Genomic DNA, 23,827 nt, shown 5'->3' on the forward strand with positions numbered 1-23,827 from the left:
GACATGGACCGCCTCAACAGCACGACCAAGCGTACCGGCGCGGCCACGGCAGGCTCCGGCGGCGTAGCCGTCACTGGAACAGTGCACGGCGACATCACCATGGGCTCGCCTCCCGTGGCGCGATCCGCCTACTGGCAGCAGGTCCGGCGCATCGCCCCCGCGCGACTCCTCGGCCGCGACGAGGAGCTCGCCGAGCTGGCGGAGTTCTGCCACGCCGACGGCGAGTCCCCGTACCTGTGGTGGCAGGCGCCGGCGTGGGCCGGCAAGTCGGCCCTGATGTCCTGGTTCGCACTGAACCCGCCGGAGACAGTCAGGGTCGTCTCCTTCTTCATCACCGCGCGGTTCGCCGGCCACAACGACCGCATGGCGTTCGTGGACGTGATGCTCGAACAGCTCGCAGCAGCCGCCGCCGAGCCCCTGCCTGGCTTCCTGACCGAGGCGACCAAGGAGGCGCACCTGCTGGACATGCTGGACACCGCGGCCGAGGTCTGCGGACGTCGGGGTCAACGGCTGGTGCTCGTCGTGGACGGCCTGGACGAGGACCAAGGGGTGACCGTCGGCCCCGACGCGTACAGCATCGCGGCGCTCCTGCCCGTCCGGCCCCCGACGAACGTCCGGGTTGTAGCCACTGGCCGCCCCAATCCACCCGTCCCGCCAGATGTGCCGGACGACCACCCGCTGCGCGAGCGCGCCGTCGTGCGCCGGCTGGAGGTCTCCCCGCACGCCCAGGTGATCAGAACGGACGCCGAGCGTGAGCTGAAACGCCTCCTGCTCGGCAAGCCCGCCGAACAGGACCTGCTCGGGCTCGTCGCCTCAGCCGGCGGCGGCCTCAGCGCCCAGGACCTGGCCGAGCTCACCAGCTGGAGCGTCTGGGAGATCGAGCAGCATATGCGGGCGGTGTCCGGCCGGACCTTCGCCCGCCGCGCCAACCGCTGGCGGCCGGGCACCGGCCCTGAGGTGTACGTACTCGCGCACGAGGAGCTGCAAAGTACGGCCGTGGAGTGGCTCGGTCCCGCCCGGCTGACGGACTACCGCGAGCGCCTGCACAAGTGGGCGGACGACTACCGGGCTCGCGGCTGGCCTGCCGACACCCCCGAATACCTGCTCCGCGGCTACTTCCTCCTCCTGCAGGCCATCGGCGCCTCCGACTGGATGCTCGCCTGCGCCCTGGATCCGGTACGCCACGACCGCATGCTGGACGTCACCGGTGGGGATGCCGCCGCGCTGGCCGAGATCGTCACCGTCCAGCACTTCCTGGACGACGCCGCCGAGCCCGACCTGTCCGCGCTGCTCCGCCTGGCCGTGGCGCGCGAGCGGCTGACATCCCGCAACGCCCACCTCCCGATCGGGCTGCCCGCTCTGTGGGCGCGGCTCGGCGACCTCGGGCGCGCCGAGGCACTGACCCGCTCCATCGTCGAGCCTGGGCGCCAGGCGGAGGCGTTCAGCCTGCTGCTGCGGGCCGCGGGCAAGGCCGGCTCCTGGCTGGCCGAGCAGGCAGAGGCCGCAGTCCAGCTGGTCACCGACCCCTACCGGCAGATGCAGGCGATGGTCCATCTGGTGGAGGCGGTGGCCGCAGGCGGCGACTTCGACCGGGCCGAACGCCTCATCCACGCCATCGGCGACCCGTACCGGCAGATGCAGGCGATGGTCCATCTGGTGGAAGCGGTGGCCGCAGGCGGCGACTTCGACCGGGCCGAACGCCTCATCCACGCCATCGGCGACGCAAGTCGCCGGGCACAAGCCATGATGGCGCTCGTGCGGGCGCTCGCCGTGAACGGGGACCTCGACAGAGCGGAGGAACTGGCCCGTTCCCTTCCCGATCCGGTCTGGCTGACGCGGGCCTTGGTCGACCTGATGACGAGCGGCGGCGACCAGGACGGGCTGCCACGGATCGCTGAGCAGGCGAAGGCGGCCGTGGCCGCTCTCGACGACGGCGGCCAGTCCGAGGAGTGGGTACGGCTCGCAGCGGCGCTGGCCACCACCGGCGACATCGAGGCGGCCGAGGCGTTCGCGATGCGAGCCGCCTCTCTTCACTTACAGGTACGGAGCCTCGTCGCGGTGCTCCGCGCCGCGCCCGGCGATGACCCGGAAGCGTTGGAGGCGCTGGCGGGCCGGGCCATGCTCCTCGCCGAGGTCGATCCCAACGCGCAGTGGCGGGCGACGGAGCTGGCCGTGACCATCACCGGCAAGGAACAGCTCGGGGCGGAGCGCGCCGTCACCGCCAACAACGCAGACTGGCGGACCCGGGAACTGGCCAACCTGGCCGCCGCGGCGGCCGGGCGGTGTTCCGTCGGCCTGGTCAGGAAGATCGCCGAAAGAGCCGAGGCCGTCCCCTCCATCACCGGCACCTGGCTGCAGGAGGAGCAGCGAGCCGAGCTGGCGGTCGTGCTGGCCCGCGTCGGCGACCACGAGCGTGCGGCGACGCTACTGGACTCCATCCACGATCCCGGCGCGCGGGCCCGCGTTCTGATGCGGCGGCTCACGGTCGTGAACGAGGCGGACGCGAGCCTTGTCGAGCAGGGGGAGGCGTTGATCAGCCGGATCCAGGACGGGGCTCAGCAGGCGCGGCTGCTGGTCGAGCTCGCCGACACCGTCATCGCGTGCGGACGGCACGACCACGCCAGGCGGCTCGCCGAGCGGGCCGAGTCCATCGCGCGTTCCATCGCGGTGACCGACTGGCAAGCCAAGGAACGCGTCGAACAGTCCCTGGTCCGGGCCGCGCTGGCGATGAGCGATTTCCGCCGCGCGACCATCCTCGCCGACTCCGCATCGTCCGGCCGGCATCAGGACGCGCTGCTCGCCGAAGTGGCGGCCACGGCGGCCACGGCGGCCCGCGACGGCGACCTCGCCCTGGCCGAAGAGACAGCCCTGCGCATCAGGGCCGTGCAACGCCGCGGTCGCGCCCTCATCGCGCTACTGGGAGCGGCTATCGGCAACGGTCGCGATGACAGTGACGAAGGCAATGACAGTGGGGGCGGTGGCGTGGCGCGGCGGCTGGCCGATGCCGCCGAGAGGCTGGCCCGTACCCTCACCGACCTGCAAGAGCAGACGAAGCTGTTGAGAGCGCTCATGCAGGTGCTGGCGGCAGGGGGCGAGACCGGACGAGCGCTCGCGGTCACGCGCTGGTTCGCCGATCCGCAGGCGCAGGCGCAGGCGCTGACAGAGCTGCTGAACATGGTGCTCCCTCACGGCGACCGGCAGCTCATCCGCGCCATCGTGTCGCACGGTGTGACCGCCACCCGCTCCATCGCCGCTCCGGAGCAGCGGGCCCACGCGCTGGTCGAGATGGTACGCGCGATGATCCCCGCCGGGGACGCCTACCGCACTGCCGATCTCGCCTGGCAAGCAGAGCAGATGACGCGCTGGATCATCGAGCCCGACCGGCGCGCCAAGTCCCTGACGGCGCTCGTACGGGTGGTGGCCGGCAGCGGGGACCACGCCCTGACCGGCAGGTTCACGACACGGTCGGAAGCAGCCATCGACCTCATCAGGAACCCGCGCCAGGCGGCCTCCGCCCGGATCGAGCTGGCAGCGGCGGTCGCCGGGACCGGAACCCCGCAGGCGGCGGACCGGCTCGCGGCTGCGGCCGAGTCTGCCGTCCGCGCCGTCCCTGACGCCTACCAGCGGGCTTGCCTGCAGGCCGACCTGCTGGAGGCCCTCGCCCCCACCACGAACCTGGTTACGGTCCTCGCAGCAATGGGCCTTGAGCCGGGTGAGAGTCCCGGACCGGATGCGCGCTTCCAGTCGGCCACGGCCTCCGAGGCGAGCATGGGGCCCTGCCCGGGGGTGTCGCCAGAGCTGAGCGCACGATTCGCGGCGGGACGGGCCGCCCAGGCGGATGCACGCCCCGATGCGACGGCCGCCGCGTCCGGTGCACTCGACCCGGCGACGGCGCTCGTGTCCGGTAAGCTCCCCGACCTGACGGCGGTCCTCGGGTCCGGTGGGCTCATGGACCCGGCGGCGGCCCTCGCATCTGGGGAGTGGCTCGACGCGGTGCTGCCTTGGAGGATCGCTTATCCCGATCAGCGGGCGCGGGCGATGGCGGCGCTCGCGCAAGCCGCCGCCGCACGTGGGTGCTCCGGCACTGCCGTGTGGATCGCCGGCGCCATCACCGACTTGCACGAGAGGGACCAGGCGCTGACCGGACTCGCCAGGGTGGCGGCGGCCGACGGGGACCTTGAACGAGCCGCCGCGCTCATCCAGGGCGCCACCGGTGAGAGCGCGACGCCAGCCCTGACCGAGTTCGCCAGGATCGCTGCCTCCGGGGGCGATCTCGACCGGATCGACGCATTCGCCCGCTACATCGGCGTCGATGACCGCGCGACGCTGCTGGTTGACCTCATGAGCGGCGACCCGGCCCTGGCCCGCCGCCTCGCCGGCCGGGCCGAAGCCGCCATCCGGGACCTCGCCCACCCCGACCGCAAGGCCGAGCTGCTCACCACGTTCGCACATGCCCTGGCGGCGGCCGGCGACTGCGAGGAGGCGGAGGCGGCCGCCCGTACGATCCCCGATGTGCCCGCTCGTGCGCGGGCGCTGGCCGGAGTCGCCGCACACGCCGCGCCGGCCTGCGCTCGCCGCCTCGCCGCCGGGATCCTCGGCACTGAGGCGTGGACGACGTCCCTGGGTGTGCTCGCCCGGCTGGAGCCATCGATTCTGGCGGCAGCCGCCGACGACCTCCTCCGCCCCCGTTGAACGGACATCCTTTCCACGCGTGCCGACCGGGAACCGGCGGGCGGCCGGGCGAACGATCCTGGTCGATCTGGAACCTCGTCTTCCCGGAACCAGACGGGACCGTATTGTGCCGGCCTCACGCGGTCAACAGGTGATCGGAACAGTCGCGGCGCCATCGGAGCGATCAACCGCGGTGGGACCCTCAACGACCCGCCGGGGGAGGACGTCGTGGCGGTCACGATCGATGTCCCCGCTCAGATCACCAGAGGTGTCCGTTTGAGGGCCGGCCGCTGAGACGATGTGCCTTCAAGGCGAGGTGCAGGTGGGAGCGCACCAGCCCGTCGCGAAGATCCGCCCCGAGGGTCGTGGCTATCCGGTCGAGCCGGTAGTACACCGTGGTGCGGTGCAGATGCAGCGACGCCGCCGTGCGCTGGACATCACAGCCGGCATCGAGGTACGTCTCCAGGGTCCGCACAAGCTCTTCATCATTTCCAAGCGGGACGAGCACGGGATCGGGCCCCGGCGCGACGGGAAGCAACATGCGGTACGGCCCGGCGCCCGACCACGGTAGAACGCGCGGCAAGGCCGGATCCAGCGCGGCCACCCCGGCCGCCGCCCTGGCTTGTCCATACGCCTCGCGCACCGCGCAGACTTCGAAAGGCACCGGGTCACCGATCCCGATGGCGAAGGGACGACGGGCGGACCTGCGCAGCGCCTCGTCCAAGGCCGTGGGACCGCTGGGACCGGACAAGAGCAGGGCGGTCACGTGCGTGGGAGCGACGAAGCAAGGAAGCGCCCGCGGTAGAGCCGTGCCGAGGCGCTCCAGCTCGGCGGCGGACAAGGCGGGCACCTGTTGGCGGCGACTGATCGGCACGCCAGCGCAGATGAGGACCTCGGAGGAGAGCAGCGACGGCTCGAGCGCAGCCAGCCGATCACGGGCTCCTTCCCCGCTTCGGTCCGGATCGAGCAACCAGCGGATCAAGTCCTCGCGCTCGTCGCCCCGCCCTGACAGGACCCGGGCCAGGTCGGCGGCGGCACCCTGCAGCGCGCCGAGCGCAGTCTCGTCGAGCGCCTTACCGTCCGCGGAGGTCCACAGATAGCCGAGGCATCGCCCATCACGCCGGATGGGGGCACAGAAGCGAGCCCGTATGCCGAGCTCGGCGTTCGGGGGCAGGCGGACGACCTCCGTGGCCTTGGAGATCCCGTACCGGTTCTGCCACTCACGAATCTCAGGCGCGACCCGGCGCGACATGACCGAGGCGACGCGGGCCGGGTCCGCGTGCGCGTCCTGCTTGCTGTAGCCGAGCATTCGGCCGTCCGTCGAGTCGACGAACAGTCCGCGGCCCAGCCGCTGAGCGAGGTCTTCGAGCACGTCTTGAAGATCCATGCATGACTCTCCCCTCATCGTGCGACAAATGTCGAGACCGATACGGCACGATCTCGGCGTCCATCCGATGTGCCGGCCGCCCGTCGCCGCTTACCGTCGAACCGCACGAGCCCGAACCGGGAGATGAGACCGTGATGCGTGCCCGCTTTCCCCGTCCCTGGATCTCCGCCGCGAGCGAGCGGCTGACGCGCGAGGTGGCAGACGCCGTGGCTGGGCGATCCCCCGCCGCCACGTTGGAGGAGATCGGCCGCCTGGTGGCCTGGAATGACCGCATTCACCATGCTGAGGCGGTCAATCTCAATCCCGCGACGAACGTCATGAATCCCCGGGCCGAGGCGCTGCTGTCGGCTGGGCTCGGTACGCGTCCCTCACTCGGCCATCCGGCGGAGAAGTACGAGACGGGCCTGGAGGCCATCGAACGGATCGAGATCATCGCCGCCGAGCTGGCCGCGCAGGTCTTCGACGCCGACTACGCCGAGGTCCGCGTCGGCTCCGGCGCGCTTGCCAACCTGTACGCCTTCATGGCGACCTGCCGCCCCGGCGACACGATCATCGTTCCACCCGCGAGCGTCGGCGGCCACGTCACCCACCACACTGAGGGCGCCGCCGGACTGTACGGACTCACCACTGTCCCCGCCCCCACCGACGTGGGCGGCTACACGGTCGACCTGACCGGGCTGCGGGAAATGGCCATGCGGCTTCGTCCGAAGTTGATCACCATCGGTGGCAGCCTCAACCTCTTCCCCCACCCGATCGCGGCCGTGCGGGAGATCGCCGACTCCGCCGGAGCACGCGTGCTCTGCGATGCCGCCCACATGTGCGGCATCATCGCCGGTGGGGTCTGGCCGAACCCGCTGCGCGAGGGCGCGCACCTGGTCACGATGAGCACGTACAAGAGCCTTGGGGGGCCGCCCGGCGGGCTGGTGGTCACGGACGATGAGGAACTGGCGCAGCGTCTTGACGCCATCGCCTACCCCGGGTTGACCGCCAACTCCGACGCCGGTCGCATCGCCGCATTGGCCGTCACGATGCTCGACTGGCAGGCGGAGGGGGCCGCCTACGCGCAGGCGATGGTGGCGAACGCGGCCCGGCTCGCGGCCGAACTGCGAGCACTGGACGTGCCGGTGTTCGCGGATGCGACCAGGTCGCACCAGTTCGCCGTGCCCGCCCACCGCTTCGGCGGAGGGCAGCGCGCCTCCCGCCTACTGCGAGTCGCCAACCTGCTCGCATGCGGCATCGGCCTGCCCATGGCGCCGGTGGCCGGCGACCTGAACGGCCTGCGGCTCGGCACCCCGGAGATCACCCGTAACGGCATGGACGAGGACGACATGCCCGCTCTGGCCGCCTTCATCGCCCGTGCTCTCGCCTCCGACAGCGTGCCGGCCACGCTGGCGGCCGAGGTCACCGCATGGCGTGCGCCCTTCACCGAAGTGCGCTTCACAGCGGTCCCTCACCGGTAAGGACCGCGTCACGCCCCCTCCGACCGGTAAGGACCATGATGGAGCCGCTTTCCCGTTACAGCGACCGCTATTTGGACGTGCCCCGGCTGACCTGCCAGGTCGGGGTCCCGCTCGCCGATCAGCCCAAGATCGGGCACAACCGCTGGCATCCCGAGATCCCACCGGCCGTGACGGTGGATCCAGGCGGCGAGGTGATCCTGGAGTCGGCCGCTTTTGACGACTACCAGATCCACGACAACGGCGGTCTCGACGAGTTGCGCCACGTCGATCTGTCCCGCATGCATCCGCTGACCGGCCCGGTGCACGTCGACGGCGCACGGCCCGGTGACGTGCTGGTCGCGGAGGTGCTCGGCGTCGAACCGCTGAGCGGCATCGCCTTCGCCAACATCCTGCCCGGCACGCCCGGACTGCTCGGCGAGATCTTCCCTGACGGTTATCGCTCGACGTGGTACGCCCGCGGCGGCATCGCCGAGTCGCCGGAGGTGCCAGGCGTGCGCATCCCCGCCCAGCCCCATGCCGGAACCATGGGGGTCGCGCCATCGTACGAGCTGATGCGCCTGTGGGACGAGCGCGAGAAGCCCCTGTACGCCGACGATCGCGCCTTCCCCCCGGATCCGCGCAACGCGTTGCTGCGCGGCCTCGGAGCCGACGCCGCCCGGATGGCGGCCCGAACCCAGCCGCCCCGGGAGAACGGCGGCAACATGGATGTCAACACCCTCGGTCCGGGGGCCACGGTCTACTTCCCAGTGTTCGTGGAGGGCGCACTACTGTCGCTCGGCGACCACCATCTCTCGGCAGCGGACGGGGAGTGCAGCTTCAACGCGATGGAGATGGACGGCCGCACCTGGCTACGGCTGCGTCTGATCAAGGACGGCATGGTCCGTCACCGAATCACCACGCCGATCGTCCGTCCGGCGCCCCTGGTCGCGCAGTTCGGTGCCGACCGCTATCTCGGCTTCACCGGTTTCTGCTTCCGCGGCAAGGAGCAGCGGTTCCAGGACGCGAGCTTCGCCGCCCAAGAGGCGGTGCGCCGGGCCGTGGACTACCTGGTAGGGCTGGGCTACAGCGGCGAGCAGGCGTACGTGATCCTGAGCGTGGCACCCGTCGAGATCCGCGTCAGCTGCATCGTCACCATTCCCAATCCGACGGTGACGCTCTACCTGCCGATCGACATCTTCGACCGGGACGTCTTGCCGAGCTGACATCCGGCCCCGGCCGGGTCGGCGATCACACCGTTCTCAGCGCCTCGGTCGGTGACAGGCGTGCGGCGCGCACGGCGGCAGGAGGCCCGCGACGATCAGCCTGGCCATCATGGCGGTGGCGTCAGTCGCGCTGGGCTGGTTGGCCGCGGACCGCGCTCGGCCGATGGCAGCATGACGGGCTGCTCACCCGAGTGGAGCCGACGTTCGACGCTCAAAGCAGTTCGCCGCCGACGCCGCGCACGAATACAGCACGGCAGGCGTAGGAGCCGTGGTTCCACGCTCACCGTGACCAGGTCTCCTACGCGATCAGGCAGCAGACTACGGAAGCCCTGATCGGCCCCGGCGGGCAGCGTGAAAGCGTCGGTGGCGCCACGGGGCGGCCTGCGGCCTTCCGTCCCAGCGACGGCGGTACCGTCGCCGGCCGGACGATCCAGTGGACGAACTCGGCCGGCGCCAGACAGGCCCGGCGCATGGAAGTCAAGCCGTTCTACCGGGACGGCGGATACCTGGTCGCGGTCTTCGAGATCACCAACCTCACCGGCAACTTCACGCAGGTCTTCGAGGAGTTCACCGTGCTGAACCCTGCCACGAACGTCCGCTACATGCGAGTCCGGGTCGGCCCAGAGAACTGGAGCAACGAACGGCTCAACCTCATGGCGTCGACCCGGGCTGGGCGGTGGTCAACACCGATGAAGGCACGAGCAACCGGGGATTCTTCTACGTGCCCGCCCCACCGCCGGACGTCAAGACCGTCACCTTCCACGGCGGCTACTTCGGCCGATTCCCCAACATCCCCATCGCCGATTCGCTCATGAACGGCATTGACGAAAAAGTGCTCCTGAGCGCTGAGGGTGAACGTGCATCCCTTCTACCGCGACGGCGCTTTCCTCGTGGGCGTCCACGGCCTCCAGAACGTCGGCGACAGCGACCACCATTCGGTCTGCCGGCCCTTCACCTCGCAAAGGCACGGCTTCACCCAGCATGCCGCGTTCGGCGGCCCGGCGCTCTCCGATCCGAAGACCAAGATCCGAAGACCAAGGCGTGTTACTACGGGGTGCAGGTTGCGCGGACGGGCCTGGAGCGCCGGCTGCTGTACCTGCCGCCCGGCCGACGCAACCGTGTCTCCGTCGCCGGCAGGGACCGTCCGGTTCACGATGAGTTTGCCGCTTCTGGCGGGTCATAACTCGCGACAGGCGCACCGACCCATGAGAACGGAGCCACCGATGCCAACCGACGAGGAGCGCATTCGTACGCCGCACGAGGGCGCGCCCGGCCCTCGATGCCCACGGCCGGACGCGGTCCCCCTTCCGGCGATGACAGGCGAACACACCACGGCCGAGGGAACCGTCGGAGTCGCGGCATGAGCAGCATTCGAGGAGACCGGAGGACCTTCTATCAGCTGTTGGTCAACACCCTGCTGGTGTCGGTCATCAACAACACCGTCTGGTTCGCGATCACTTTCTACGTCTACCTGCAGACGCGTTCGGTCTTCGCCACCGGCGTGATCTCTGGAATCTTCCTGGTGATGACGGCGCTCACCGGTGTCTGGTTCGGCAGCCTGGTCGACCGCCACGCGAAAAAGACGATGATGCAATTGTCGGCGTTGGTGTCACTCGTGCTCTACGCCGCGGCGCTGGCGGTTTACCGGGCCGTCCCGGAGGAGTCGTTCACCGATCCGGCGAGCGTTGCCCTGTGGACGATGATCGTGCTGTTGATGTTCGGCGTCATCGCGGGCAACATCCGGACGATCGCGCTGCCGACGCTGGTGACCGCGCTGATCGAAGAAGGCAGCAGGGACCGGGCCAACGGGCTGGTCGGCAGCACGTCGGGCGTGAGCTTCCTGGTGACGTCGGTGTTCAGCGGCCTGCTCGTGGCGTTCGGCGGCATGTTCTGGGTGCTGGTCCTGGCGCTGACGGCACTCGCCGCAGGCGTGCTGCACCTGGCCGCCGTGCGGATGCCGGAGCGGCCGGCGGCCCTTGGCGTGCCCGTGCCGGTGGGGGCAGAGCCTTCGGCGAAGGCAGCCCCGGTGCTCGGCGAGCCGGCCGCCGCTCCGGAGCACGGCGTGGACCTGCGGGGCACGATCCGGCTGGTCCGCGAGGTGCCCGGGTTGATGGCACTGATCGCCTTCTCCGCGTTCAACAACTTCCTCGGCGGCGTCTTCATGGCACTGATCGACGCTTACGGACTGTCCCTGGTGTCGGTGCAGGTGTGGGGGCTGCTCTGGGGCGTGCTCAGCACCGGCCTGATCTTCGGCGGGCTGCTCGTCGCCCGGACCGGCCTGAGCCGCAACCCTGTTCGCGTGCTGCTGCTGGTCAACCTGGTGCTGTGGACGGTGACCCTGCTGTTCCCGCTACGATCCTCGATCGTCCTGCTCGCTGCCGGAATGTACGTGTACATGCTGCTCGTGCCGTACGCCGAGGCCGCCGAGCAGACGATCCTGCAGAAGGTGGTGCCCTACGAGCGGCAGGGCCGGGTCTTCGGCTTCGCGCAGAGCGTCGAGCAGGCCGCGTCCCCGCTGACCGCGTTCCTGATCTCACCGATCGCCCAGTTCGTCTTCATCCCGCTCATGACCGACGGTGGTGCGGGCGCTCGGACGATCGGCGACTGGTTCGGCACCGGCGCCGACCGCGGCCTGGCTCTCGTCTTCATGCTGACCGGCGTCATCGGCCTGATCGCCACCATCCTGGCACTACGCAGCCACCCGTATCAGCGGCTGAGCCGCCGGCTCGACTCGGGCCCGGCAACCGGGGCAGCCACCGCAGCGTCGCCTCGACCTTGAAGCCGCCGCCGGGCAGCGACTCTCCCGCCGTGCCGCCGAACATCTCGCACGCGTCGGCGGCGTGCCGGTGCGCCCGGACGGTGGTGGAGTCCACGGAGATGTCCCGGTCCAGGCGGCCCTCGGCATCCTGCTCGGCCTGGATCGCGGTCAGCAGCATCCGCCAGGTGCCATCGGCCGACCAGCGGCGGTGCCGCTTGTAGACCGTGATCCAGGTGTCGTCGTGCGGTGGTCATTCCACCGACCGCCCCGTCGCCCACCCCACCCCGTACCCGCCGAGGGCCTCAAGCCTGAGGGAGGAATACGGCGCTGGTTGACATGGCGGCGCGTGCTACTGCGTTGGGTGGAGGCGGACGTCCACCGGATGATTGACGACAGTCAAGGCTGCCCGTGGATACCTTGTCGCATGAACGACCGGCCGGCCGCCTCGCGTGCGGCAAGCCGGCGTGATGACGCGTCGAAGCAGCTCCTCGATCAATTGTCAGGCAGATGCGGGCGAACGTGCCCGTGCTCCAACCGTGGCGACGGGGTGTCCCGGCCGCGCTCGGACGTTACGGCGGCATCCAGCCTTCCGAAAGGTGACAACACGTGAAAGTCGCTTCAGCACTGGCACTCGGCGTGGCCGCCGCTGCTCTCCTCACCACGCCGCCCGCGCTGGCCCACTCCCCCCAGCCGGCCCCGAGCCCGTCCCGCGAGCCGGTGACCGGCGACGGTGACGTGGTCATCTCGGAGGAGGTCCACGCGGCGGGGCTGATCAATTATTCATGCGGCCCGAATTACAACCCGTACGACTACTACCCCGCCAAAGCCGACAGGGCCCGGCTGGAGTACGCGGCCGGGACGTCCCGCGGTGGGGCGGGCCTCTACAGCGGTACGTGGGACTCCGACATCTGGTGGGCGTGGGGCAGCGGCCTGCAGGCGGGCGACAAGGTGTCGCTCGACTGGTCCGACACCGGGGGCTCCTCTTATCACGCCTGCCACAAGACGATCGCCAGTGGCGCGAGCAGTGGGACCACGGGCGGGGTCAACGAGGTGGAAGGCCGCTACTTCAGAGCCTGCGTGAAGGGCGGCAGCAGCTGGAGGTGCACGAGATGGTGGCACGTCAAGGGTTCGTGAGCAGCGCCTCCTGACCGGTACGCCCGGCGGTGAATGTCATGCCGGCCGGATCCCTCACACCTTCCACGTAGAAGGGAGATCCACACGATGAGAGGCTCTCGTCCCGCCGTCCGCACGGCCACGCGGGCCGCGGTGACGGTCGTCGCCGCGGTCGCGACCGCGGCGACCGTCCTCCCGGCCGCCGCGCACGCGGACGGCACGTACCGCTGGCAGAACGAATACACGCGCCAGTACCTGGAGGTGTACAACAAGTCGAAGGCCAACGGCGGCATCGTGTCCGTCTGGCCCTACAACGGCGGCAAGAACCAGCTGTGGAAGGACACCAAGACCAGCGCCGGCTACTACCGCGTCCGCAACGTGAACAGCGGCAAGTCCATGGACCGCTGGAACTCGACCTTCTCCCCCAGCTACAACGGCGCCGCGTGCCCGGTCACGCAGTGGAGCTGGTGGGGCGGGCTCCAGCAGCAGTGGAAGGGCCGCAGCGTCTACAGCAGCATCTACAGCCGCCGATTCCTCATTTGGTACAACTGGCAGGGCTGCCGGGGCGACATCTGGCACGACACTCTGGGCGTGCTGCAGCCCTTCCATTACTCCAACGTCATTCTCTACTCGCGCGATTACTGCACCGAGGGCCGCTGGATCGGCAAGGGCGAGTGCTTCTGGAGGAGGAACGGCAAATGAGAAAGGGCACACCACCGCTGCTGGCCGCCGGGGCCGTCCTGCTGACCATCGGAGCCGCCGCGTTCAGCCTCCATCCGGCCGCGTCCGGTTCCGCCACCTCCTCGGCTCTCGACCCCGACCCCCTGCCCACCACGGGCGAGGTTCTGCCGGTTCCCGGGCCCACGGGGACGCTCGGGCCGGAGCCGTCCCCGATCCCGGAGCCGGTGCTCACCGCCGTCCCGTCGGATCCGGGCCTCCCGATGCCGCTCGATCCGTACATGACGTCCATGGCCGACATCCACACCATCGACCTGGCCAAGGACGCCGCGACCGCCACGTGCATGCAGTCGCTCGGCTTCTCGGCCTGGACGGCGGGCGTCGTACGGAACTGGAATCCCGAGGACTACGTGGAGGCGGATCTGATCGAACCCCTCGACGCCTCCGCGGCCTCCCGGTCCGGATACCCGCGGCCCGCGCTCGACCCCGCGGCGGCGGCCGCCGCTTCGGAGCCCGCGGACCAGCGTGCCCCCACACCGGAGGAGATGCAGGCCTACGACGGCACCGCCGCCACGACCGGGCCGGGCGAGGCCATCCCCCAGGGCGGCTGCGCGACGAGCGGCGAGGCCCGCGTCCTGGGCCAGGACCACGCCCTGGCCGCCGACCCCCGGCTGCTGGCCGACGACGCGAGCTTCCTCGCCCTGGAGCACACCGCCGTCGCACGGGCCCTGACCCAGTGGGTGAGCTGCATGACGACCAAGGGGTACGCCTACGACAGCCCGATGAGCGCCCGCGCCGACCTCCGCTGGGCCAACCGGGAGCCCGGTGTGGCCGCGACGCAGGCGGAGAAGCAGGTCGCGGCCGACGACGCCGCCTGCGCGAACGGCGCCGACCTGCTGCCGACGTACCGGGCGGCGAAGCGCGCCTACGAAGAGGTCATGGTGCGGGACCAGCGGCAGGCGCTGACCGAGTCGCTGTCCGTCTTCACCACCTGGGTGCAGCGTGCCAAGGCGGTGCTGGCCGGCCGGTGATCCGCCGGACCGTCCTCGCGGCCGGGCCCGCGCGGGAACTGTGCCGAGGCACGTCCTATGTCGAGCGGAGATCACATGAAGCAACACCTGGTCCGCCGCCTGATCACCGCGGCCACTCTCGTGACGGCCCTCGTGACGGTGCCGCTCATGCCGTCGCAGGCGGCCTCCGCGGCGGCGCCCGGCCCTCGCGTGGACCCGAAACTGGCGGAGAAGCTGTCCGCGGGCGGCGAGGTCCGCGTGAACGTGGTGACGCGGGACCGCGCCGACCTGTCCGCCGCGGCCTCCGCGGTCGGCCCCGGCCAGGTGGTCCAGACGCTGTCGCGATTACCGGTGCTCACGCTGCGCGCCGACCGGGCGGACGTGCAGCGGCTGGCCGGACAGCCGGGCGTGGTCAGCGTGTCGGAGGACGTGCCGGTCCCGCCGGCGCTCGCCGAGAGCGTGCCCCTCATCGGCGCCGACCGTACCCGGGAGGCGGGGCTGACCGGTGAGGGCAGCGTGGTGGCCATCCTGGACTCGGGCGTCGCGGTCCACCACCCCTTCCTCGGCGGGCGTGTCGTGGCCGAGGCGTGCTTCTCCCCCACCGACCCCGCCTACGGAGCCTCCAGCCTGTGCCCGGACGGCGCGGACCAGCAGGAGGGGCCCGGAGCGGCGGACGCCGACAGCGGGCCGTGCGCGTACCTGGACTGCGGCCACGGCACCCACGTGGCCGGAATCGTCGCCGGCCAGGAGACCGGCGACGCGGCGGGCGGGGTCGCCCCGGGGGCCGATCTCGTCGCCGTTCAGGTCTACAGCAGGTTCGACTCCTTCTCGTACTGCGGGACCGCCGGGCCGCCGTGCCTGCTGAGCTTCGTCAGCGCCCAGCTCGCGGGGATGGAGAAGGTACTGGAGCTGATCGACGAGGGCGTCCCCGTGGCCGCGGTCAACCTCAGCCTGGGCAGCGGCAGGTACACCGCCCCGTGCGACGACGATCCGCGCAAGCCCGTCATCGACCGGCTGCTCGTCGCCGGGGCGCCCACGGTGGTGGCCGCGGGCAACAACGGCTACACCGATGCCGTCAGCGCTCCGGCCTGCGTCTCCTCCGCCATCGCGGTGGGCAGCACCACCGACCGGGACGAGGTGTCCTCCTTCAGCAATCGGGGGCCGCTGCTGGACGTGTTCGCTCCCGGGTCGGACATCGTCTCGTCGGTGCCCGGCGGCCGGTGGCAGTCCAAGAGCGGCACGTCCATGGCCGCCCCGCACGTCGCCGGGGCCCTGGCAGTGCTGCGCCAGGCCCGTCCCGACGCCACGCCGTCCGAGATCGAGGCGGCGCTGGAGGACACCGGCAAGCCCATCGTGTACGGCGGCGACACCACTCCCCGGATCCAGCTCGACGAGGCCGCCCTGGGCTCCGCCGCCCGCCCCGGTCCGCACCAGCTCTTCCAGGTCCGCACCCGCATCCTCAACAACGCCCAGATCAGCGCCAACTCCACGATGACGGTCCCGGTCGCGGGCGTCGCCGGGCTTCCCGCCGGCGGCATCGCCGCCGTCGCCGTCAACATCGCCGCCAAGGGCGACTTCTTCAACACCGGCTCGCTGGCCGTCTATCCCTCCGACGAGCCCGAACCGGAGGGTGACGTGCTCTTCTACGACGCCACCCGGTACGCCTCGACCATGGTCGTGGCGAAGGTCGGCGACGACGGCGCGCTGAAGCTGGAGAACCGCAGCGGCCAGGCCGTCCGCGTCTACCTCGACGTGCACGGCTACACCCTCGACCACGCCGCGGCCACCCTCGGCGGCACCTACCACCCGGTCGCGCCGTCGCGCGTCGCCGACCGGGTGTCGGTTCCGGCACTGGGAAATCTCGAGCTGACGACGCCCGGCCTGCCCTCCCCGCAGAGCGTCGCCCTGACGGTGCTGGTGAAGAGCGCCTCCACCGGCACGATCCGGGTCTATCCCGCCGGTGAGGCCTTCCCCGCCGACGCCAACGCCGACTACCCAGCCAACACCCCCGTGCAGTTCTTCACCATCGTCAGACCCGGCGCCAACGGGAAGATCAATCTGCATAACCTGGGCGGCGGCGCGGCCGAGGTCTCGGTCGAGGTGAGCGGCTACTACACCGCCGCCGAACGCGCCTCCCTCGTCAAGGCGATCGCCCCGGTCCGGGTGGCCGGCGGCGTGACGGTCGCCCCTGGCGGCACGTACGTGCTGCGGCCCTCCGGCAGCGGCGACGTCCCCTCGTCGGGTGTCCCGGCCGTCGGCGTCGCCGTCACCGCCGGCGGAACGGCGAACGGCACTGTCGAGGTCGTTCCCCCGGACGGCGCGGCCGCCGTACGGACGGTGGCGTACGCGGCGGGCAGGAACACGGTCGGCTTCGCCACGGCCGCGCTCCGCCCGGACGGCACGGTCGTGCTGAGAAACACCGGCGCCTCGCCGGTGACGATCTCCGTGGACGTCTACGCCTACTTCGGCAACAGGTAGCCCGTCCCCAGGCTCTGCGGTTCCGCCGACTGCCCCCAGCGTCATCCGCCATCCCCCATGGAGCCCATCATGAACAGATCCACGATCAGAGCGCTCGGCATCGGCGCGGCCGCCGTGCTGTTCACGGCCGGGCTCACCCTTCCGGCGGACGCGGTCGTTCCTCCGAGCACCGCGTCGCCGGAGACGCCGTCCTCGTCGGTGGCTCCGGCCGAGCGGGACCGCGTGCTGGCCGCGGACTGGCGTGCCTCGCCGGACCTCGCCTGGAGCACCGAGGGCGACGCGACCGGCTTCCACCTGCTGACGGCCGAGGAACGCACCGGCTACACCTGGCGCACGCTGGCGACGCTGAGCGAGCCCGGCTTCGACACCGACCGCTGGATCGGCAATGTCTGCTTCACCGCCTCCGGCAGCAAGGCGGTGGCCGTCTACGCGCCGCGCGCCTTCACCAACCAGGCGGACCTGTTCGACCGCGGGGCCTTCACCGCGCTCATCGACGTGCCCACCGGCAAGGTCACCAAGCTGCCGATCCGCTCCTCGCTCGCCTACTTCAATCCCGGCTGCGGACAGGGAGAGCGCAGTGTGATCACGCAGGCCAAGGGAGGGGGTGAACCGGGAGACGCACCGTCGCGCACCCGGCTGTCCGTACTCGACGCGACGTCGGGACGGCTGGCCGCGCCCGTCGAGCGGGCCGGGCAGGTCACGTCCGCCATCCCCGTGAACGGCGGCATCGTGGCCGCCACCGGCAGCAGCCTGCGGTTGTTTCCCGCGCACGGCAAGCCGCGCGAGCTCGCCAGGGCGGCGTCGGTGCCGTTCAGGCTGGCCGCCGACGCCGACGGCGGCGTGGTGTTCATGGAGTACCAGGGGGAGGTCGCCCGCGTGCGCCGCGTGCCGGTCGCCGGGGGTGAGGCGGCGGAGCTGGCCTCGGGGCCGCTCACCGACGTCAATGTGAGCGCGGGAACGGGCGGGAAGGTGTTCCTCACCGGGAGCCTCACGCCCGCGCGGCCGCTGCCCGCTCCCGTGACCCGCGTGGACGTTCCCGCCGCGGCCACGCTCTCGTCCCACGGACGGCTGGCCGTCCTGCCGCAGAAGCGGCCCTCGATGGGCTCGGGTCAGGAGCCGTCCGAGGAATGGGTACGGGCGATGACCTCGCAGCCCCCCCGGCGAACCCCAGGTCGTCCACCTGAAGACCAAGATCACGCCCACCGGCAGGGAGACCGACTTCACGGTACGAACCTCGGACCGCATGCCCGTCACCGATACCGCCACGGGCCGCGGGGCGGCGGCGGCCGCCGCCGGTTCGGGGACCGGCACGGTCGACACCGGCGCCTACTGTTCCGTGCCGCGCAACGATCCGTACACGCAGGTGTACCAGCCGACGCCGCGCCAGGTCGAGTGGGCCGCGGACCAGGCGGTGGTCGGCAACCTGACGATGCTCCGCCCGACCGGCTGGAAGCAGTCGGGCCTGACGCAGTGGAGACCGCAGGGCGAGTTCCCGCCGCTCTCCCTGGCGGGCGGCGGCCGGGTTCCGGTACAGGTGTTCCTCGGCATCATGTCGCAGGAGTCGAACCTCTGGCAGGCCACGGGCCACGTGCTGCCGGGAAGCACCGGCAACCCACTGGTCGGCAACTACTACGGCCGTGCGCTCTACAACGACGATCCGTCCGACGACTGGGTGATCAACTGGGACAAGAGCGACTGCGGATACGGCATCACCCAGATCACCGACGGCATGCGCAAGCAGGGCCACGAACGTCCCTGCAAGCCGGACGAGAACTTCTGCGAGGTCGCGCTGCCCGCCTGGAAGCAGCGGGAGATCGCCGTCGACTACGCCACGAACATCGCCGTCGGCCTGCGCATCCTGCAGGACAAGTGGAACCAGACCCGCAACGCCGGCCTCATCCACAGCAACGGCGATTCGGCGTGGCTGGAGAACTGGATCTTCGCCATCTGGGCCTACAACTCGGGCTTCCACCCGGACAAGCAGGACGGCTCGCCGTGGGGAGTGGGCTGGGCCAACAACCCCGCCAACCCCGTCTACCCGGCCAACCGCCACTTCTTCAACAGCAATCCGCACGACCCCGCCGAGCCGCAGCTCTGGCCGTACGAGGAGAAGGTCATCGGCTTCGCCGCCTACTCCATCTCCACCCCTGACGGCCCCGGTTTCCGCCCCGCCTGGTGGGTCAGCGGCGATGACCGCAATGCCGCCAAACCTCTCCTCACGTCCTTCTGCGACCCGGGCAAGAACGACTGCGACCCGGGCGACGCGGCCGCGCCGTGCAAGCACAAGGACGCCTCCGGCCAGTACGACCTGAAGTGCTGGTGGCACACCCCGACGTGGTACCGGATGTGCGGCAGCGGCGTGTGCGGCCACGAACTGCTGCGCTTCGACACCTCCTATCCCGAGCAACCCGACGGCACCCACTACACGCCCAACTGCTCGCTCAGCGGCATCCCGTCCAACGCCTACGTCGTGGACGACGTGCCGTCCTCGGTGCCCATCGTGCGCGCGGGCTGCAGCAGGACCTGGGGCGACTACGGCTCGTTCACGCTCCACTTCAACGAGACCGACCCGGCGCCGTACGTCTCCAGAGTCGACTTCCACCAGCTCGGCGGCGGCTTCGGCGACCACTTCTGGTTCACCCACACCAGGGACGCCACCAATACCGGCCAGCTCAAGTTCGGCGTCACCGGCGTCTGGCGCCCGCCCAGCTCCATGACCGGGTGGACGCGCATCAAGGTGCACATCCCGGAGGTCGGCGCGCATACCCAGCTCGCCGACTACATCATCGATCCCGGCGGCAACGCGCCGACCCGGCATCGGATCGTGGGCCAGTACTGGCAGAAGAACACCTGGGTGGATCTCGGTGTGTTCCAGCTCAACTCGGGCGCCAGCGTGTCGCTCAGCAACCTGACCAGGCGTGAGGAGGGCCGCAACTGGGACTGGGACATCGCCTTCGACGCCATGGCCTTCATCCCGACGAGCAAGCCCAAGGTCGACTACGTGGGCCTCGGGGACTCCTATTCGGCGGGGCAGGGCAACGAGCCGTACGACGAGGTCAGCAACTTCACCCTGGGCACCCGCGGCTCGACCTGCCACCGGTCCAAGGCCGACGCCTACGCGCGGATGGTCAGATGGCCCGGCTCGTCCAGCACCATCGAGAGCGAGGCGAGGACCGGCAACGGCACCACCGGCTTCGCCCTGCTGGCCTGCTCGGGCGCCCAGACCAAGCACGTCACGGGCGACGCCTACGCCAACGGCGAGCCGCCGCAGATCGACCAGGGCTACCTGGACGCCGACACCGATCTGGTGACCCTGACGATCGGCGGCAACGACGCCGGCTTCTCCGACGTCATCGCCCGCTGCAGCCTCGGCCTCAACTGCCGCGACGACAGCACCGAGAACGCCATCGCCGCGCTCGACGGCCCGCTCGCCGACACCTATACCAAGATCCACCAGAAGGCGCCGAACGCCCGCATCATCGTCCTGGGCTACCCGCACCTGTTCAACGTGCAGAACGAGGCGCCACTGAACTGCATCAGCTCCTTCCGCATCGGCCAGCTCGACGCCCTGTGGCTCAACGACATGACCGACAAGATGAACGCCGTCAGCACGGCCGCCATCACCCGTTTGCGCCAGGAGGGGGTCGACATCTCCTTCATCGACCCGGTGCCGGCCTTCACCGGCCACGCGATCTGCGACGACGACCCCTACGTGCGCGCGATCGACATCACCACCGACGGAGCCTCCTACCATCCCAACCCCGCGGGCCAGCGAGCGTACGCCGCGCTGGTGCAGTCCGCGCTGAACAGCTGACTGAAATGTGAGCACCAGTCATGTCGATCTTCATCTCGCACCCGCCGGCGGCGCTCGTCCTGCTGCTGACCCTCGCCGGCCCGGCCCAGGCCACATCGTCGTCCTCCGAGGTCACCGAGACGGTGATCAAGGAGGGGCGCATCCTCGACCTCACCATCGCCTCACCGCTGATCGACGTCCCGGGCAAGGTGCGGTTGCTCCTGCCGCCCGGCTACAGCAAGACCGCGACACGCCGCTGGCCGGTGCTCTGGTTGCTGCACGGCGGCGGCGGCTCCTACACCGACTGGACCGCGCAGGGCGACGCCGACGCGATCGTGGGCACCCGCGACGTGCTGGTGGTCATGCCCGACACCGGCACCTGCTCGGGCTACATGGACTGGAAGGACCCGGGCCTTCCGCCGCACAAGTGGGAGTCCTTCCACATGGGCGAGCTCTACGACCTGCTGAAGAACGAGTACCGCGCCGGCGACCGGCAGGCCATCGCGGGCCTGTCCATGGGCGGCGGCGGAGCCATCGGATACGCCGCCCGCTTCCCCGGCAGGTTCACCGCCGCCGCCTCCTTCAGCGGAGCGCTCGACAACGACTATCCGGGCAACCCCGGCCTGCCCGCGATGGCCGCGATCGCGAGCGGCGCGTTGGCCTGCGGCGTCACCGTCGAGCAGATCTACGGCCCGGTCGGCGGTGAGTACTGGAACCGGTACAACCCGAAGCACTCGCTCGCGGCGCTGCGCGGGACGAGACTCTACATCGCCACCGGCGACGGCCAGGCGGGCAAGGACCAGGCCGGGGTGGGCAACCCCCTCCTGGTGGATCCGGTCGAGCAGTCGGTGTACGGCATGGCCACGCAGGCCATCGACAAACTGGGCGAGCTGGACATTCCACTGCGGGTGCACATCAAGCCCTTCCACCGTCACGACTGGCCCAACTGGCAGGGTGAACTACGGCGCTCGATCGACTCCCTGCTCGGCACCTGAATGGGGGGCCGCGCTCCTTGGGCGAGCCCGTGGACATTCGCCCCGGCCGGGGCTCCGGCGGGCGGTCGGCCTCGCCGACAAGCACGGGGGCCTGGCCGGCGCCTGGTGAAGCCGAAGTTCCCCCACCCGCCCGGCGCCGGCCCGCGACCGCCCTCGCGACGGTCGCTGCCTGCGCTTGCCCGTGACGGCACGCGTCTGTTGCGGCGGCCGCCGCGGCCGGGCATCGTAGGAGCGCCGTTCCCTTCCTGGAGGCGGACCATGACGCTGGTGCGGGGGTGAGGGTTTGTCCGGCAGGCCCGCGTCGTTCGCCCGTCGGCTGTCCGCTCTGGACCCGCGGTTGCTCGACCTCGCCCTGGCGGTCGCGCTGGGCGTCGGCACCTCGTTGTGGGAGGTGCTGGAGCTGGGCAAGGGGCGCCCGGCCGATGCGCAGTCGCTGGCGCTGACCGCGCTGGTGAACGCGCCCCTCGCGCTGCGCAGGCGGGCGCCGTTCACCGTCCTGGTCGTCTCGACGTCGGCTGCGCTGCTCTACCACCTGCTGGGCCACCACCCGGGGCTCAACAGCATCGGCCCGCTGCTGGCGCTGTACTCCGTGGCGGCGCACAGTTCCTGGCAGGCCGGCGCGGGCGGGGCGGTGCTGGTGGTGGCCGAGTGGACGCACGCCTCGGTCAACCAGCCCGGCGTGGCGCTGTGGTCGGCGCTGGGCCAGTCGCTCATCGTGGGCGGCTGGGCCTTCACCACGGGAACGATCGTGCGCCTGCTGAGCGCGCGCGGCAAGCAACTGGTGGCGCTGGCCGAGCAGTTGGCCGCGGAACAGGACGCGGCCACCCGCCGGGCGGTGACCCGCGAGCGGGTGCGCATCGCCCGGGAGCTGCACGACGTCGTCGCACACCACATGTCGGTCATATCCGTACAGTCCGGGTTAGGCCGTTACGTGGCGCTGTCCGACCCCGCCACCGCGCACGCCACGCTGGGCGTCATCGCCGACACCAGCCACGAGGCGCTCACCGAGATGCGGCGCCTGCTGTCGATCCTGCGCGTCGAGGCCCACGAGCAGGACGAAGGGCGCTACGCCACGATGTCCCGCCTGAGCGACCTCGAGACCCTCGTGGAGCGCATGCGTGCGGCCGGGCTGAACGTCCGGTTGACCGTCGAGGGCCCGGCCAGGACACTGCCGCCGGGCCTCGACCTGTGCGCCTACCGCATCGTCCAGGAGTCGCTGACCAACGTGCTCAAGCACGCCGGGGCCGGCCGGGCGGACATCAACCTGACCTACGCCCCCGACCAGCTGACCCTCCGCGTCACCGACGACGGTGCGGGCCCCGCCCCAGGACCGGGCCGTGGCGGGCACGGGTTGATCGGCATGACCGAACGTGTCAGGCTCTACCAGGGAACGATCACCACAGGCGGTCGCCCGCAGGGCGGCTACGAGGTTCTGGCGACCTTCCCGCTCTCCCCCTCCGAAGTGGACGAACGGATCTGATGACCAAGGTCCTGGTGGTGGACGATCAGGTGCTCATCCGGGCCGGCCTGGCGGCGCTGCTACGGGCCGCCGGGCTGGAGGTGGTGGGCGAGGCCGTCGACGGCGAGGAGGCCGTGCGCCTGGCCGCCGAGCTCCGGCCCGAGGTGATCCTCATGGACATCAGCATGCCGCGACTGGACGGCATCACCGCCATGGAGCGCATCCTGGCCTCCGCCGCCGGCCTCCCGCCCAAGGTCCTCATCCTGACCACCTTCGACCTGGACGAGTACGTCTACAACGCCTTACGCCTGGGAGCCAGCGGCTTCCTGCTCAAGGACACCTCCCCCGAGCGCATCATCTCCGCCATCGGCGCCGTCGCCGCGGGTGACGTGCTGCTGGCGCCGGGCATCACCAAGCGCCTGATCGAGGCGTTCACCGTCCCGCCCACGCCCCCACCCTCCCTCGACGGCCTGACCGCCCGCGAGACGGAGGTGCTGCGCCTGGTGGGGCAGGCGCTGTCGAACAAGGAGATCGCCGACCGGCTGTCGGTGAGCGAGGGCACCATCAAGACCCATCTCAACCGGCTGATGAGCAAGCTGGGCCTGAACAGCCGCGCGCAGGCGGTGGTGCTGTCCTACGACTGCGGCCTGGTCAAGCCCGCCGCCCACTGACCGGCGCCTCAGCAGGCGGTGCGTCCGGGATGGCGGATGTCCCGGAGCTTGCGCCGGCCCATGGGCCCGGAGTAGAACCCGGTACACGGGGCGTCTCCCTCGTGAACCTTCTTCAGGCTCCGCGGCGAGTGCCCTGGTCAGTGAGCGCCTCG

At 70.8% G+C, this 23,827-nt stretch carries 15 protein-coding genes and 1 pseudogene; 12 read left to right on the forward strand and 4 right to left on the reverse strand.

Annotated features, from left to right (window positions below; all coding sequences use genetic code 11):
- The first annotated feature begins 3 nt into the window (after window positions 1-3).
- Window positions 4-4,692 carry a hypothetical protein gene (locus AB0L65_RS57915; RefSeq protein WP_364265350.1) on the forward strand — a complete coding sequence of 1,563 codons (4,689 nt, stop codon included), beginning with the start codon at window positions 4-6 and terminating at the stop codon, window positions 4,690-4,692.
- Between the two features lie 238 nt (window positions 4,693-4,930).
- On the opposite strand, the gene AB0L65_RS57920 is transcribed toward AB0L65_RS57915, so the two are convergent.
- On the reverse strand, window positions 4,931-6,058 hold the full coding sequence (locus AB0L65_RS57920) for a helix-turn-helix domain-containing protein (RefSeq protein ID WP_364265352.1): 1,128 nt from the start codon (window positions 6,056-6,058) through the stop codon (window positions 4,931-4,933).
- A gap of 206 nt (window positions 6,059-6,264) precedes the next feature.
- Here AB0L65_RS57920 and AB0L65_RS57925 point away from each other — a divergent pair, with 206 nt between their 5' ends.
- The 3 genes from AB0L65_RS57925 (at window position 6,265) to AB0L65_RS57935 (ending at window position 11,499) form a co-directional block, all read left to right on the forward strand.
- The gene (locus tag AB0L65_RS57925; protein ID WP_364265354.1) at window positions 6,265-7,518 is read left to right on the forward strand and encodes an aminotransferase class I/II-fold pyridoxal phosphate-dependent enzyme; all 1,254 of its coding nucleotides are present in this window, start codon (window positions 6,265-6,267) and stop codon (window positions 7,516-7,518) included.
- A gap of 35 nt (window positions 7,519-7,553) precedes the next feature.
- Window positions 7,554-8,720, forward strand: coding sequence for an acetamidase/formamidase family protein (locus AB0L65_RS57930; RefSeq protein WP_364265356.1), 1,167 nt, complete (start codon window positions 7,554-7,556; stop codon window positions 8,718-8,720).
- Between the two features lie 1,360 nt (window positions 8,721-10,080).
- Window positions 10,081-11,499 carry an MFS transporter gene (locus AB0L65_RS57935; RefSeq protein WP_364265358.1) on the forward strand — a complete coding sequence of 473 codons (1,419 nt, stop codon included), beginning with the start codon at window positions 10,081-10,083 and terminating at the stop codon, window positions 11,497-11,499.
- Window positions 11,500-11,548: 49 nt separating this feature from the next.
- Here the strand turns inward: AB0L65_RS57935 and AB0L65_RS57940 are convergent.
- Window positions 11,549-11,710: pseudogene (locus AB0L65_RS57940) on the reverse strand (IS5/IS1182 family transposase); the annotation flags it as partial.
- A 374-nt stretch (window positions 11,711-12,084) separates the two neighbouring features.
- On the opposite strand from AB0L65_RS57940, the gene AB0L65_RS57945 reads away from it, so the two are divergent.
- The 4 genes from AB0L65_RS57945 to AB0L65_RS57960 all read left to right on the forward strand — a co-directional run bounded on the left by AB0L65_RS57945 (window position 12,085) and on the right by AB0L65_RS57960 (window position 16,757).
- A complete protein-coding gene (locus AB0L65_RS57945) occupies window positions 12,085-12,612 on the forward strand; it encodes a hypothetical protein (protein WP_364265360.1) in 528 nt (175 codons plus the stop codon).
- Between the two features lie 87 nt (window positions 12,613-12,699).
- Window positions 12,700-13,293 (forward strand): RICIN domain-containing protein, encoded by a 594-nt coding sequence (locus tag AB0L65_RS57950; protein ID WP_364265362.1) that lies wholly within the window; start codon window positions 12,700-12,702, stop codon window positions 13,291-13,293.
- Window positions 13,290-14,300 carry a hypothetical protein gene (locus tag AB0L65_RS57955; protein WP_364265363.1) on the forward strand — a complete coding sequence of 337 codons (1,011 nt, stop codon included), beginning with the start codon at window positions 13,290-13,292 and terminating at the stop codon, window positions 14,298-14,300. Before AB0L65_RS57950 ends, AB0L65_RS57955 begins: the two co-directional genes overlap by 4 nt.
- A 75-nt stretch (window positions 14,301-14,375) precedes the next feature.
- Window positions 14,376-16,757, forward strand: coding sequence for a S8 family serine peptidase (locus tag AB0L65_RS57960; RefSeq protein WP_364265365.1), 2,382 nt, complete (start codon window positions 14,376-14,378; stop codon window positions 16,755-16,757).
- A gap of 41 nt (window positions 16,758-16,798) precedes the next feature.
- Here the strand turns inward: AB0L65_RS57960 and AB0L65_RS57965 are convergent, their stop codons facing one another.
- Both AB0L65_RS57965 and AB0L65_RS57970 read right to left on the reverse strand, forming a co-directional pair.
- A complete protein-coding gene (locus tag AB0L65_RS57965) occupies window positions 16,799-17,074 on the reverse strand; it encodes a hypothetical protein (protein ID WP_364265367.1) in 276 nt (91 codons plus the stop codon).
- A 225-nt stretch (window positions 17,075-17,299) separates the two neighbouring features.
- Window positions 17,300-17,692 (reverse strand): hypothetical protein, encoded by a 393-nt coding sequence (locus AB0L65_RS57970; RefSeq protein ID WP_364265369.1) that lies wholly within the window; start codon window positions 17,690-17,692, stop codon window positions 17,300-17,302.
- A 308-nt stretch (window positions 17,693-18,000) separates the two neighbouring features.
- On the opposite strand from AB0L65_RS57970, the gene AB0L65_RS57975 reads away from it, so the two are divergent.
- The 4 genes from AB0L65_RS57975 to AB0L65_RS57990 all read left to right on the forward strand — a co-directional run bounded on the left by AB0L65_RS57975 (window position 18,001) and on the right by AB0L65_RS57990 (window position 23,675).
- On the forward strand, window positions 18,001-20,571 hold the full coding sequence (locus tag AB0L65_RS57975) for an SGNH/GDSL hydrolase family protein (protein ID WP_364265371.1): 2,571 nt from the start codon (window positions 18,001-18,003) through the stop codon (window positions 20,569-20,571).
- A 20-nt stretch (window positions 20,572-20,591) separates the two neighbouring features.
- Window positions 20,592-21,545 (forward strand): alpha/beta hydrolase family protein, encoded by a 954-nt coding sequence (locus AB0L65_RS57980; RefSeq protein ID WP_364265373.1) that lies wholly within the window; start codon window positions 20,592-20,594, stop codon window positions 21,543-21,545.
- A 283-nt stretch (window positions 21,546-21,828) separates the two neighbouring features.
- A complete protein-coding gene (locus AB0L65_RS57985) occupies window positions 21,829-23,025 on the forward strand; it encodes a histidine kinase (RefSeq protein WP_364265375.1) in 1,197 nt (398 codons plus the stop codon).
- Window positions 23,025-23,675 (forward strand): response regulator transcription factor, encoded by a 651-nt coding sequence (locus AB0L65_RS57990; protein WP_364265377.1) that lies wholly within the window; start codon window positions 23,025-23,027, stop codon window positions 23,673-23,675. Before AB0L65_RS57985 ends, AB0L65_RS57990 begins: the two co-directional genes overlap by 1 nt.
- Window positions 23,676-23,827: the final 152 nt, after the last annotated feature.

Source organism: Nonomuraea sp. NPDC052116 (assembly GCF_040680035.1).
Lineage (GTDB): Bacteria > Actinomycetota > Actinomycetes > Streptosporangiales > Streptosporangiaceae > Nonomuraea > Nonomuraea angiospora_A.